This window comes from Acinetobacter lwoffii, from assembly GCF_024129115.1.
Lineage (GTDB): Bacteria > Pseudomonadota > Gammaproteobacteria > Pseudomonadales > Moraxellaceae > Acinetobacter > Acinetobacter lwoffii_T.
This window is the reverse complement of sequence record NZ_JAMXXO010000015.1, coordinates 47,412-60,987: the sequence shown is the minus strand read 5'-3', so window position 1 is coordinate 60,987 and position 13,576 is coordinate 47,412. Positions and strand designations below refer to the sequence as shown.

Below are 13,576 nucleotides of genomic sequence, written 5' to 3'. Positions count from 1 at the left end.
GTTGATAACAATGATGAAAAAGGATGAAACTAAAATGATCGTAATTGTAGATGCAGTACGTACCGCGATGGGCGGTTTTCAAGGTTCATTGTCAAGCTGTACCGCGCCGGATTTGGGTGCTGTGGCAATTAAAGAAGTGGTGGCACGTGCAGGATTGGCGGCCAATGATATTGATGAAGTGATCATGGGCTGCGTACTGCCAGCCGGTTTAAAACAGGGTCCGGCACGTCAGGCCATGCGTCAGGCAGGTCTACCGGATTCAACTGGTGCGACCACCATCAATAAAATTTGTGGTTCAGGCATGAAAGCCGTGATGCAGGCAGCAGATGCGATCAAGGCCGGTTCAGCAGAGATTGTGGTTGCAGGCGGGATGGAGTCGATGTCGAACGCACCATATTTGATGGACAAGGCACGTGCCGGATTCCGTATGGGGCATGGAAAGGTCATTGATCATATGTTCCAGGAAGGTCTGGAAGATGCGGAAACAGGCCTGTCGATGGGAATTCTTGCTCAGGAAATGGCGGATAAAAAAGGTTATACCCGTGAGCAGCAGGATGACTATGCGATTGGTTCCTTAAATAAAGCCGTGACGGCGGTGCAGCAAGGTTTCTTTAAAGATGAAATCGTACCGGTCACTGTCAGTAGCCGTAAAGGCGATGTGGTGGTGGAACAGGATGAACAGCCTTTAAATGCCAAGGCTGACAAAATTCCAACTCTGCGTCCAGCGTTCAAAAAAGACGGAACCATTACTGCGGCAAATGCCAGTTCAATTTCAGATGGTGCTTCAGCACTGGTGATCACCTCGAGCGAAATTGCTGCACAGCGTAACTTAAAACCGCTAGCTCATATTCTGGCCTATGCCAGCCATTCGCAGCATCCATCAGAATTTACCATTGCACCGGTTGGTGCGATTGAAAAAGTCCTGAAAAAAACCGGTTGGGATGCTCAGGATGTTGACCTTTGGGAAATCAACGAAGCGTTCGCCATGGTGACCATGTTAGCCATTGATGGCTTTAAACTTGATCCAGCAAAAGTGAACATTAATGGCGGTGCCTGTGCACTTGGTCATCCATTGGGTTCTTCTGGTTCCCGTATTATCGTGACCTTGATTCATGCCTTAAAACGTACTGGCGGCAAGAAAGGGATTGCATCCTTATGTATCGGTGGTGGTGAAGCGACTGCGATTGCTGTGGAACTAATTTAAGCCCATCTTAAATCGTATATTCAGGTAGCAAACTAAATACTGATTCATTCAAAAGTTGCTGCTCTTGGTTCGCCAGGAGCAGGGATTTTTTAAATCATATTAATTTTTAAAATACACAATAAAATCCATATTTTCAGACTTTGCTGATCCCATTCCATCAATAGTTTTACTATAAAAATTACTTTTTAAATTATTTAAAAACTTTTTCCAGCACATGCCGGTGAATAAATCGTAACTTGTCTTTAACCGCTTCGCTCAGCTTGAACGGGTAGGCATCTTCCAGGCCCATACAACGGTTTAAGGCATTTAGATTAAAGGTCAAGGTAACCCAGTTTTCCAGAATATGTTCAAAATCCTGTCCACCAATCGGGCATTCTTTAAAATCCATGCTGGCCAGATAGCTGCCATTTCCTTCAACACGCATACCACCATAGTAGGCAGTTTCCAGTGTTTCCATCATATGCAGATAGTGCGCCCAGGTTTCTGCCCAGTCTTCCCAGGGATGGGCGGTAGCATAAGCACTGATGTACTTTTCCTGCCAGTTGATTGGCGCGCCTTCATTATAATGGCGTTCAAGTGCCTTGCCATAATCCTGCCGCTCATCGCCAAAATACTGACGGAATTCATCTAGCAATTCCGGATGCATATGTTGCATGAGCGCAAAATAATAATGGCCACTTTCATGACGAAAATGACCCAATAAAGTCCGGTAGTTTTCACCCATATTTACACGTGTAGTTTCACGATAAACAACATCAGCTTCAATTGCATTTAGGGTAATGACACCATTAGCATGACCAATTAAAACAGGCTTATCTTCTTGAGGCAGGAGAAAATCAAATCGCAGACCAAATGGATCATCTTCAGACTTTTTAGGGCGTGGCATCATGTTCATGCGCTGGGCCAAATACAGGAAACGGCGTTTGGCTTCTTCCAGTCGAAACCAGTAAATCAGGTTCTCGGAATTTTCCAGATCAGGAATGACATGGGTAAGCTGACAGGATTCACAAAATTCCTCATCTTCATCGCTGGGAATCATCCAGTTGCATACCTGATAATTTACATAATTGTGACAGGGTTTATAACTGGCATGCTGGTAGTTTTTGGCGATTGGAACCCATCGCTCAGCACTCTGTTTTTCGAATGCGCATAGCTCTTTTTCCGAAGCGATATAACCGATCGGTGACAGACAGTGATCACAAACTGATTTGTAAAAAAACAGCTGTTGCTTGCAGACGGCACATTCAAAATGTTTCATTAAACTCCCTGTAGGGAAACGAACGACCTAAAATGTTTATCGATGATGAACACGAAAAAAGGTTCAGAATGCCTACCTAAATTTCTTCCTGATAAAGAAACATCATAAAAATTTCATTGAAAATTCTATATGGATGAATTGTAAAAAAGGTGTGAATGAATATCCCATCAAAGATAGTTTAATGATTATTGATATTGCTTTAGTTTTTGATTTATAAGAAAATTACCATTATTTAATTATAAAAATTGGTTTAGTATGGCTTTTTCATTTCTTAGTAATTCATTTAGCAATGTTATCATTCAATTAAAAAAATATATTTCTGAAATTAAAGAAAGGACAGATATTGATGAGTGGGAAAAGGAGTTACTAAAAAATTTAGATCCTATAGATCTTTATGATAATGAAAGGCTAAATGAGTTTGAAGAACACTGTATAGAGATCAAAAAAAGAAATGATTTAAGTTTAAAGTTGGTATTTGATAATGAGTATGGGGAATTAGGGCATCATTTTGAATATTCGGATCGAATAAAGCTAGAGTATATAAATTTATTAATCTATGCATATTATAAAGAAGTAATGTTTAGGAAAGATTATAGATACTCTTTTCAAAAATCCTTTTTTGATTTTATTGAAAATAATGCAAATAAATTCAGTCCTGAAGTAAATTATATTTTTTCTTTTATAGATAAATTGCCATTTAAACTGTTAAGTAAAGTTTATTCTAATCCAAATTTTCAAAAAATAATTGAAACTTTAACACCTGATCATTTTTCAAAATATATTGAATATTTAGAGTCTAATCACAGAAATATAGAAAAAATTGATGCTTGGACTAGTACATTTGAATCTAAAAAAAGTGAAGTATCAGAATTAGAAAAGCGTCTTGAAAAAAATAAACAAACTTATGATTTCGTTTTGCTCAATAAAGGTTTTAAAGAGCTTTATGATCAGAAAAAAATAGAGTTAGATAATGCAAAAGGTACTTATAGCTTTGTTGCAGCAACAATGTTTTCTATACCTTTTGTGGAATTAGGTGCATTAATTGGAGCATTTTTCTATTTTGATGGAAAGCTACCTACTGGTATGTGGTTTATTTCTATTCCCTTCATTACTTTAATTTTAATTACGTTATATCTTTTAAAAATTTCTTTACAAGACAAAAGAGCAGTCCAATCTCAAATGATGCAGCTAGAACTTCGCATGGCACTGTGTCAGTTCATCCATAACTATGCTGAAGATTCAGAAAAACTGCATAAGAAAAATGCAGCAGGCTTTGAGAAATTTGAAAATATTATCTTTTCACCGCTAGTTTCATCTGATGACAAGATTCCAACCACCTTTGATGGAATGGAGCAACTTGCCAAATTAGTGAGTGAATTTAGAAAGTAATCCAAACTTTCCGCTATCGGCGAGTATCCTATTTTTAATTAGTCAGCGCTTTTACTAAGGCATAGAATTAATTTACTTTTGAGGTAATAGCGATCAGTAGATGGCATTCAGCTGGATTTTCTTCACTTTAATGGCTGCATTTATGCAGGCTTGGCGTAACGCCTTTCAAAAACAGCTTAGTACCACGGTGGATGTGTGGGGAGTCACCCTGGCACGCTTTATTTTTGGCTTGCCATTTGCTGTGCTGTACCTGAGCAGCCTGTATTATTTCAAGCCGGTTGAAAGTGTGGCTCACTTCACCCCAAAGTTTTGGATCTATGTAGTAATTGCGGGTTGCAGTCAGATTTTAGCTACGGCACTGATGGTGCAACTGTTCAAGCAAAAAAATTATGCCGTTGGAGTGGGGTTGGCGAAAAGCGAAGCCATTTTAGCCGCCATTATCGGCGTGACCTTTTTAGCGGATCATTTGTCATTCCTGGCGTGGATTGGTGTGGCACTAGGCGGATATGCGGTATTTTTATTGAGTAAAGGCCAACAGGTCAGTGGGTTTTCAGCCAGAACACTGGCTATTGGCATCGGAAGCGGTTTAAGTTTTGCCATTACCTCACTACTGGTACGCGAAGCCAGTTTAGAATTAACCACTTTACCAACCTTGCATCGTGCGGCCTGGGTGTTGTTAATGGTGATCAGTTTTCAGTGCCTGAGTATGCTGCTTTATCTAAGCCTATTCAGCCGCCAGACTTTAGTGGCCATGTGGCAGCGTCTGGGCTTAACTTTTAAAGTGAGTGTGTGCAGTTTTATGGCATCACTAGGCTGGTTTACTGCCATGAGCATGATGAGTGTGCCGGTCGTGAAAACCTTAGGACAAATTGAGATTCTGTTTAGTATGCTGATTTCGGCATATTTCTTTAAAGAAAAACTGGCACGTACCGAGCATTGGGGTCTGGGCTTAGTAGTGATTGCAGCGATTTTAGTGATCTGGGCCTGATGTAGAACCAGTTTTTTAAATCTAAGCATAAAAAAGCCACTGATCAACAGTGGCTTTTTCTTTGCCTCTAGTATTTAAGCTGCAATAAATTTCTGAACTGCCTGATTAAAGGCTTCTGGTTGCTCCACATTGGAAATGTGCGAGGCATTGATTTCAAACAGCTGGCTTTGTGAAATTTCAGCTTGCATGGCTTGACCATCTGCAACTGTCGTCACCGGGTCTTGCTGACCGGCCACAATCAGTACGGGCACTGAAATCGTTTTGATCTGTTCACGTAAATCCGCCTTAGCCAAAGCTTCGCAACAACTTGCATAACCTTCCGGGCTGCCAGCTCCAAGGTCGTTTGAAAGTTCTGCAACAATTGCTGCATTGCTTTGGATAAAGGGATCGGTAAACCAGCGTGATGCTGCAGTAGATGCAATCGGCGCCAGACCTTGTTCACGCACCAGCGCGGCACGTTCCAGCCAGGCCTGTTCCTGACCAATCTTGGCAGCAGTATTGCAAATAATCACGTGGCTAAAACGTTCAGGCTTGTTAATCGCTAACCATTGACCGGTTAAACCGCCCATCGAGATACCACAGAAAGCGGCTTTCTGGATGTTCAGGTGATCCAGCAGATTCACTACATCCTGTCCTAGCTGGTCCAGGCTATACGGACCTTGTGGTGCAGAGGAAGCGCCATGACCACGAGTGTCATAGCAAATGACAAAATAGTCTTGCTGGAAAAATTCAATTTGTGGTTGCCACATGCTGAATTTAGTACCCAATGAATTAGAAAAAACCAGGGCAGGTTTGCTGGCATCACCAAAGGTCTGGTAATTGATCTGGGCATCGTTGGATGTAAATGTTGGCATTGAAATCCCTCCCGACCTCCCTTTAAAAAAGGGAGGAGGTTTATCTTTTTAATAGGTTGTTAGACGCGTTCAATAATCAAAGCGATGCCTTGACCGACACCAATACACATTGAACAAAGACCGTATTTACCGCCAGTTTGTTCCAGCTGGTTGAGTGCGGTTGTGACTAAGCGTGCGCCAGATGCACCAAGTGGATGGCCCAAAGCAATTGCACCACCATTCGGATTGACTTTCTCTGAACCATCTTCAATGCCAAGGTCACGAGTACAAGCCAAAGCTTGTGCTGCAAAAGCTTCATTCAGCTCGATCACATCCATCTGCTCTAAAGTCAGACCGGTTTGCGCCAGTAATTTCTTAATGGCAGGTGCTGGACCAAAGCCCATGATACGTGGTTCAACACCCACAACCGTTGAGCCAATAATTTTGGCACGCGGTTTTAAACCGTGTTGAGCAACCGCTTCATCAGATGCGATTAATAGGGCAGCCGCACCATCGTTAATACCAGAAGCATTACCCGCTGTAACCGTACCATCTGCTTTGACCACGGGTTTCAGTTTTGCCAGAGCTTCTGCTGTGGTTGAAGCACGCGGATGTTCATCAGTATCGACAACCACCGGATCGCCTTTACGCTGTGGAATCACTACAGGAATAATTTCATTGGCAAAGAAACCATTGGCCTGCGCTGCTGCGGTACGTTGCTGGCTGGTCAGGGCAAACTTGTCCTGGTCTTCACGGTTGATGTTGAACTGTTCCGCCAGATTTTCAGCCGTTTGCGGCATGGTTTCTACGCCGTACATTTCTTTCAGTTTCGGATTGATAAAACGCCAGCCCATGGTGGTGTCTTCAATCTTCTGGCTACGGCCATACGCCGTTTCTGACTTGCCCATGACAAATGGCGCGCGCGACATGCTTTCTACACCGCCGGCAATAATCAGATTGGCTTCACCAGCTTTAATCGCCCGTGCTGCCATTGCGACTGCATCCAGCGATGAACCACACAGGCGGTTCACGGTCGTCGCTGGCACCTGATAAGGCAGGCCTGCAAGCAGAGAAGACATACGACCGACGTTACGGTTGTCTTCACCGGCCTGGTTGGCACAGCCATAGATCACGTCATCGACCTGTTCCCAGTTCACCGATGGATTACGTTCCATTAAGGCTTTAATTGGCAGCGCCCCAAGGTCATCTGCACGGACAGGTGCGAGACCACCGGCATAACGGCCGAATGGGGTACGGATGGCATCGATAATATATGCGTTTTTCATGGAGTATTCTCTTCTTTATAAAGTTCCCTCTCCTTTGAAGGAGAGGGTTAGGGAGAGGATGTCTGGAAATTCCCCTCATCCTAACCTTCTCCCAGAGGGAGAAGGAACGTTCAATCTCTATTCAATGTGTCGTTTAAAAATAGCGATGTCTGTCTATTTATACTCATCGAGTCGCATCAATCAGTTTGGCACCGGTCATTGACTGCAATTCTTCAAATGACAGACCTTCAACTTTCTCAATCACTTTCATACCTTCAGGTGTCACATCAATCACACACAGGTCGGTGTAAATACGATCCACACATTTCAGGCCAGTAGCCGGATAAGATAATTCAGCCACAATCTTTGGCTCGCCTTTTTTGGTCACGTGATCAGTCGTAATAAAGACTTTTTTCGCGCCAACAGCCAGATCCATTGCACCGCCGACTGCTGGAATTGCATCTGGAGCACCAGTATGCCAGTTAGCCAAGTCACCATTTTCAGCGACCTGGAAAGCACCCAATACGGCGATGTCTAAATGACCGCCACGCATCATGGCGAAAGAATCACCATGATGGAAGAAAGAACCGCCTTCAAGTAAGGTCACGAATTCTTTACCGGCATTGATCAGCTCAGGATCGCGGTCTTCTTCAGCAGGAGGAGGACCGAAAGCCAACAGGCCATTTTCAGAATGCAGGAAGACGTCTTTATCGCTTGGCAGGTAGCTTGAAATCTTGGTCGGTAAACCAATACCGAGGTTTACATAGGCACCATCAGGAATGTCTTGTGCCACACGTTCAGCGATCTGGTCACGGGTCAGTTTGCTATAGCTCATTATTTCTCTCCGATGCCAATTATTGTGCAGGTTTAACTTGAACAACGTGTTGAACAAAAATTCCCGGGGTGATGATGTGTTCCGGATCCAGTGCACCCAGTTCAACCACTTCAGAAACTTGAGCAATCGTCACATCCGCAGCCATCGCCATAATCGGGCCGAAGTTACGCGCAGATTTACGGTAGACCAGATTGCCCCAACGGTCGCCTTTAGAAGCTTTAATTAAAGCAAAGTCAGCTTTAATTGGATTTTCTAAAACGTAGTCTTTACCTTCGTAGTTCAGGGTCGGTTTGCCTTCCGCCAGCAAGGTACCAAAACCGGTAGGCGTGTAGATTGGACCTAAGCCCATACCTGCTGCCTGAATACGGCAAGCCAGATTACCTTGCGGTACCAGTTCCAGTTCAATCTTGCCTGCACGATAAAGCTCGTCAAATACCCAGGAATCAGACTGACGCGGGAAAGAACAAATGATTTTACGGACAGCACCAGCTTTAAGCAGTTTCGCCAGACCATAATCGCCATTACCGGCATTGTTGTTGACAATAATCAGGTCTTTAATACCCAATTCGATCAGACCATCAATCAGTTCAGCAGGCTGACCCGCTGTACCGAAACCACCGATCATAATGGTAGAACCGTCCTTGATCTGGGAGAGTGCTTCTTTCAATGATAATGAACTTTTATCTATCATAATCTGGTCCTTACATATCCTAAACTGATGGATGTCTTTAAACTCGTTTTGAATCTGATGCTGTAACCGGAACTGCGTTACGGTTTTTCTGTGACAGCAGAAAATGTGCGACCAGGCCAATGCAAATTCCCCAAAAGACTGAACTCAGTCCCAAGAAATGCATGCCGGAAGCAGTCGCTAAAAAGGTGATAAGCGCTGCATCACGTTGCGACTCTTTGCCCATGGCCACGGAAATGTTGGTGGCAATCGCACCCAGTAATGCCAGTCCTGCCAAAGCCGCAATTAATTCTTTGGGCATCAGGCTAAACAGCATGACAATACTGCCGGCAAATAAGCCGCCTAAAATATAAAAAAGCCCATTCGCCACACCGGCGATATAACGCTTTTCTTTCAGCTCGTGGGCATCTTTCCCCAGACACAAAGCAGCCGTGATAGAGGCCAATACGATGGTAATACCCCCAACACAGGCCACTGCAAGCGAGGCAATACTGGTCGCACTGATAATCGGCTTGGCTGGCATGTCATAACCACTGAGTTTGATAATCGCCATTCCCGGTAAAAACTGGCCAGACAGGCTGACCAGAATGAGAGGGAGGGCCAGATTCAGGGTTGAACTCCAAGTCCATTCCGGTGCAATAAATTGTGGAATGGCCAAACTGAAATCTGCCGTAACCGGGTTAATCTTGCCCAGTAACATGCTTAAAACCACACCGGCAACCAGTACCCAGACCATGGCATAGCGTGGACTGAAACGCTTGGCCAGTAAAAATACCGCCAGCATGCCAAAGACGATATAGGGCATGGTATCGGTCGCGGTGAACAGCCCTAAACCAAACTGCAATAAAATCCCCGCCATCATTCCGGCAGCCACTTCCTGAGGAATCCAGAACAGCAATTTGTCGAAATAACCGGTGATCCCAATGAAAAAAATCACCACGGCAGAGGTGATATAGGCAGCAACCGCTTCATTGAGCGAAATATCGGGAAACAGCGTGACTAATAAAGCCGTTCCGGGTGCAGACCAGGCGGTGACCACAGGTATTTTGTATTTAATTGATAAAAAGATACCTGCGAGCGCAGCACCAATAGAAATTCCCCAAATCCATGAAATCATCATGTCTGGGGAAACTTGAGCTTGCTGTGCCGCCTGGAAAAAAATGATCAGTGGCCCTGAATAGGAAATCAGCACTGCTAAAAATCCTGCAACAGTCGCTGAAATTGACCAATCATTTTTTAATGTCTGAAACAGGGTATTCATTGGTGATGTGCCTCCTTGCGTCTAACCATGAGCCTGTTAAAAATCGTGATGATCAGGACTAGCCCTGATCACCACCACCGACCGGTACCACTGTACCTGTCATATAAGATGATTCATCGGAAGCCAGGAATACAATCGCATTCACTTGCTCCTGAATCGTACCGTAGCGTCCCATGAAAGTACGGTCAATGGTCTGATCAACCACTTGCTGCATCCATTCCTTTTCAGATTCAGTCAGTGGATTGGCATTGCGCGGTACTTTACGGGGTGGTGCTTCAGTACCACCAGTCGCGATTGCATTGACACGGATTCCATCTTTGGCATGTTCAAAGGCAAGGGAAGCGGTCAGGCCGTTCACACCACCTTTCGATGCTGAATATGGCACACGGTTAATGCCGCGTGTCGCAATAGAAGATACATTTACAATGGTACCTTTCTGATTTTTAATCATTTCCGGAAGAACTGCACGGCAGCACCACAAGGTCGGGAACAATGAACGGTTCACTTCCTTGATAATTTCCTCTTCAGAAAATTCTTCGAAAGGTTTCATCCAGATCGCGCCACCGACGTTGTTGATTAGCGCATCGACACGGCCATAGGTTTCTAGCGCTTTTTCAACGACTGATTGAGCACCAGCAAACGTTTCCAGATTGGCTTTGACGGTAATCGCATCACCGCCAGTCGCTTCAATTTCAGCCAGAACTTCTTCCACATAAGGGGAAAGGTCAGCCATGACGACTTGAGCACCTTCGCTCGCCACTTGCAGCGCGACACCACGACCGATGCCTTGCGCGGCACCGGTCACGATTACGACTTTATTTTCAAATCTTTGACGATTAGACATTGAACAAATTCCCTCTATTAGTTGGCAGAGAATTTTTCAAACAGGAAGCTTGCAGGTTTTACGCCTTCAGCATCCAGCCAGCCGCGAACCGCTTCAACCATTGGTACAGGGCCACACAGGTAGACATCTACATCACCGCCATTTAGCCATTCGTTTTCGATATGACCGGTGACATAGCCTTTACGCTCATGTGCAGATTCTGGGTTAGCAACTACTGTACGGTATTCGAACCACGGGAATTTGTCTTGCAGTTCGTTCAGTTTTTCAATCGCTACCAAGTCGAAATCATTGGTCACACCAAATACTAAACGCACTGGATGTTCTGAACCTTTTTCTTCCAGCACTTGCAGCATTGACATGAATGGTGCAATACCTGTACCACCAGCCAGCATCAAGACAGGACGGGTCACAGGGCGCAGGTAGAAGCTACCAAATGGACCAGTAAAGGTCATTTTGTCGCCAGCTTGGGCATTTTTGCTCAAGAATTCACTCATTTTCCCATTCGGTACATTACGTACTACGAAACCAGTCAGACGATTACCCGGTTTTGAGCTGAATGAATAAGAACGGGTCTCTGTGGTGCCTGGAATTCCGACATTGACATATTGACCTGCTAGGAAGTGAATGTCTGGTTGACCTTCATCTAACTGGATATCAAAAGTAATGGTTGAATCAGACAGGTTTTCGACACGAGCCAGCGTACCCTGGAATTCATGAATTTCAGTTTTGCAAACTTCTGAAGAGGCCTGAATCTGGAACACTGCATCTGAAGTCGGTTTACATTGACAAGCCAGAATATAGCCTTCAGCGGCTTCTTCAGGTGTTAGTGCATCTTCAATATAGGTTTCTTCAGGCATGTCAAATGAACCTGATTCACAAAACGCACGACACGTTCCACAAGCACCATCACGGCAGTCCAAAGGAATATTGATCTTTTGACGGTAAGCTGCGTCTGACAGGGTTTCTCCGTCAGAAACAGAAATAAAACGTGTAACGCCATCTTCAAATTGAAGTGCAACATTGTGGTTTGACATGGCTGAATATCCTATATAAATCTTTGTAACTGAGCCTTTCAGCCAATTTTCCATCTGACCGAAAGGCATAACCTGGCTGTATAAACAGTCTTAGAGGTGATAAATGTCGATAACCTGGTTGATGTAATCGTTTTTCAGTACCACATATTTGCTTAAAATCTGCGGTTTATCGCCTGAGAAATCAATTTCATAACGAGACATACCGAAGTAGCTGTAACTTGTTTTGTAACGGAAGCTCAAAGTATTCCAGTTAAAACGTACAGTGACCTTGTCGCCATCACGTTCAACAAGTTCAATATTGCTGATGTTATGGCTGGTACGGGTATCCGGCATGGTTGCAGATGAACGTTCAGTCTTGATCCGGAACACGCGGTCTTCTAAACCTTGACGGTCTGGATAGTAAATCAACGAGATTTCAGACTGTGGATCTGTGGTCAGCTTGTCATCATCATCCCAGGCTGGCATCCAGAAAGACGCAGTAGGGGCATAACACGTCAACCAGTCATCCCATTGTTCATCATCTAAAAAGCGGGCTTCTTGATACAGGAACTGAGCAATATTTTCTAAAGTGATGTCGCTCATGCGTTTTCTCCTTCAGTAGATGCTGCAATTTCTTTTTCAGTTGCAATGCCTTTTTTGATCAGTTCTAACCAGTACTGGTGCTGAGCAAGGTAGAGACCTTCGTCTTCAGTTTTAATACCAGACAGTTTTGGTTTTAACCCAATTTCGTTGGCAGCATCGTCCGGGCCTTGGATCCAGTGTTTAGAACCACGGCACATGTCGTTCCATTCCAGCGCGATACCGGCATAACCTGCCTGACAAGCACGGAATTCTTCAAGATCGTCTGGGGTTGCCATACCTGAAGCATTGAAGAAATCTTCATACTGACGGATACGACGGGTACGCGCTTCTGGCTCTTCGCCTACAGGTGCGATACAGTAGATCGTCACTTCAGTCTTATCGACAGAAATCGGGCGCAGGACACGAATTTGTGAACCAAACTGATCCATGAAGTAAACGTTTGGATAGATACACAGGTTACGTGAACGTTCGATCATCCACTTCGCCATAGCTTCGCCATATTGCGCAGTGTATTCATCTTTCTTGGCAAAGTTAGGACGGTCTTCCGGGTTTGCCCATTGCGTCCAAAGTAACATGTGACCATGTTCAAAGCCGTAAGAACCACCACCTTGTTTGCCCCATGCACCTGCGCTCATCGCACGGATGTTGTCACCAGCTTCTTTTTCTTTACGTTGCTGAGTCGTTGCAGCATAGTTCCAGTGTACAGCAGACACGTGATAACCATCAGCACCGTTTTCAGCAGTCAACTTCCAGTTACCTTCATAGGTATAAGTCGAAGAACCACGTAAAACTTCCAGACCTTGTTCAGACTGATCCACGATCATGTCAATGATTTTGGTCGCTTCGCCCAGGTATTCTTCCAGAGAAGGAACATCCGGATTCAAGCTGCCGAACAGGAAACCTTTATAGTTTTCAAAACGGGCAACCTTTTTCAGGTCATGTGAACCGTCTTTATTAAAGCAGTCTGAATAACCCGCTTCAGCCGGATCTTTGACTTTTAATAACTTACCTGAGTTATTGAAGGTCCAGCCATGGAATGGGCAAGTATAAGTTGCTTTATTGCCTTTCTTGTTACGGCACAATTGTGCACCGCGATGCGAACAGGCATTGATCATGGCATTCAGTTCACCTTGACGGTTACGTGCAATGATGATCGGCTGACGACCCATATAGGTAGTATAGAAGTCGTTATTGTTTGGAATCTGGCTTTCATGTGCTAGATAAACCCAGTTGCCTTCAAAGATGTATTTCATCTCAAGGTCAAACAGGGCCTGGTCTGTAAATACTGAACGGTGTAGTTTAAATTCACCAGATTCATAATCATCAACCAGTAATTCGTCAATGCGGTCTAAATGGCTGGTGTTAATTACGGGAATACGAGGCATGTCCTTTCTC

13 protein-coding genes are annotated in these 13,576 nt (G+C 44.4%); 3 read left to right on the top strand and 10 right to left on the bottom strand.

What is annotated here, in order from left to right; all coding sequences use genetic code 11:
• The first annotated feature begins 34 nt into the window (after positions 1 to 34).
• Positions 35 to 1,204 carry a thiolase family protein gene (locus tag NI470_RS11455; RefSeq protein ID WP_253114688.1) on the top strand — a complete coding sequence of 390 codons (1,170 nt, stop codon included), beginning with the start codon at positions 35 to 37 and terminating at the stop codon, positions 1,202 to 1,204.
• Positions 1,205 to 1,394: 190 nt separating this feature from the next.
• On the opposite strand, the gene NI470_RS11450 is transcribed toward NI470_RS11455, so the two are convergent.
• Complete coding sequence (locus NI470_RS11450; RefSeq protein WP_004647052.1) at positions 1,395 to 2,462, bottom strand: zinc-binding metallopeptidase family protein; 1,068 nt, start codon at positions 2,460 to 2,462, stop codon at positions 1,395 to 1,397.
• Between the two features lie 255 nt (positions 2,463 to 2,717).
• Between NI470_RS11450 and NI470_RS11445 the strand changes: the two genes are divergently transcribed.
• Complete coding sequence (locus tag NI470_RS11445; protein WP_253148406.1) at positions 2,718 to 3,851, top strand: hypothetical protein; 1,134 nt, start codon at positions 2,718 to 2,720, stop codon at positions 3,849 to 3,851.
• A 100-nt stretch (positions 3,852 to 3,951) separates the two neighbouring features.
• On the top strand, positions 3,952 to 4,839 hold the full coding sequence (locus NI470_RS11440; RefSeq protein WP_253101171.1) for a DMT family transporter: 888 nt from the start codon (positions 3,952 to 3,954) through the stop codon (positions 4,837 to 4,839).
• A 74-nt stretch (positions 4,840 to 4,913) separates the two neighbouring features.
• Here the strand turns inward: NI470_RS11440 and pcaD are convergent, their stop codons facing one another.
• The 9 genes from pcaD to benA form a co-directional block, all read right to left on the bottom strand.
• On the bottom strand, positions 4,914 to 5,693 hold the full coding sequence (pcaD, locus tag NI470_RS11435) for a 3-oxoadipate enol-lactonase (RefSeq protein ID WP_004647048.1): 780 nt from the start codon (positions 5,691 to 5,693) through the stop codon (positions 4,914 to 4,916).
• 59 nt (positions 5,694 to 5,752) lie between these two features.
• Positions 5,753 to 6,958 carry a 3-oxoadipyl-CoA thiolase gene (pcaF, locus tag NI470_RS11430; RefSeq protein ID WP_253148407.1) on the bottom strand — a complete coding sequence of 402 codons (1,206 nt, stop codon included), beginning with the start codon at positions 6,956 to 6,958 and terminating at the stop codon, positions 5,753 to 5,755.
• 163 nt (positions 6,959 to 7,121) lie between these two features.
• Positions 7,122 to 7,772 carry a 3-oxoacid CoA-transferase subunit B gene (locus tag NI470_RS11425; protein WP_005106867.1) on the bottom strand — a complete coding sequence of 217 codons (651 nt, stop codon included), beginning with the start codon at positions 7,770 to 7,772 and terminating at the stop codon, positions 7,122 to 7,124.
• 19 nt (positions 7,773 to 7,791) lie between these two features.
• Entirely contained in the window at positions 7,792 to 8,463 is a 672-nt protein-coding gene (locus tag NI470_RS11420) for a 3-oxoacid CoA-transferase subunit A (RefSeq protein WP_253148408.1), read from the bottom strand.
• A gap of 37 nt (positions 8,464 to 8,500) precedes the next feature.
• Positions 8,501 to 9,721 (bottom strand): benzoate/H(+) symporter BenE, encoded by a 1,221-nt coding sequence (gene benE / locus NI470_RS11415; protein ID WP_253148409.1) that lies wholly within the window; start codon positions 9,719 to 9,721, stop codon positions 8,501 to 8,503.
• 58 nt (positions 9,722 to 9,779) lie between these two features.
• Positions 9,780 to 10,565, bottom strand: a complete 786-nt coding sequence (gene benD, locus NI470_RS11410) for a benzoate diol dehydrogenase BenD (protein WP_005106868.1) — start codon at positions 10,563 to 10,565, stop codon at positions 9,780 to 9,782.
• A 17-nt stretch (positions 10,566 to 10,582) separates the two neighbouring features.
• A complete protein-coding gene (benC, locus tag NI470_RS11405) occupies positions 10,583 to 11,599 on the bottom strand; it encodes a benzoate 1,2-dioxygenase electron transfer component BenC (protein ID WP_243474307.1) in 1,017 nt (338 codons plus the stop codon).
• 90 nt (positions 11,600 to 11,689) lie between these two features.
• Positions 11,690 to 12,181 carry a benzoate 1,2-dioxygenase small subunit gene (benB, locus tag NI470_RS11400; protein WP_253148410.1) on the bottom strand — a complete coding sequence of 164 codons (492 nt, stop codon included), beginning with the start codon at positions 12,179 to 12,181 and terminating at the stop codon, positions 11,690 to 11,692.
• The gene (benA, locus tag NI470_RS11395; RefSeq protein ID WP_219309339.1) at positions 12,178 to 13,566 is read right to left on the bottom strand and encodes a benzoate 1,2-dioxygenase large subunit; all 1,389 of its coding nucleotides are present in this window, start codon (positions 13,564 to 13,566) and stop codon (positions 12,178 to 12,180) included. The genes benB and benA overlap by 4 nt, the downstream gene beginning before the upstream one ends.
• Positions 13,567 to 13,576 lie beyond the last annotated feature (10 nt).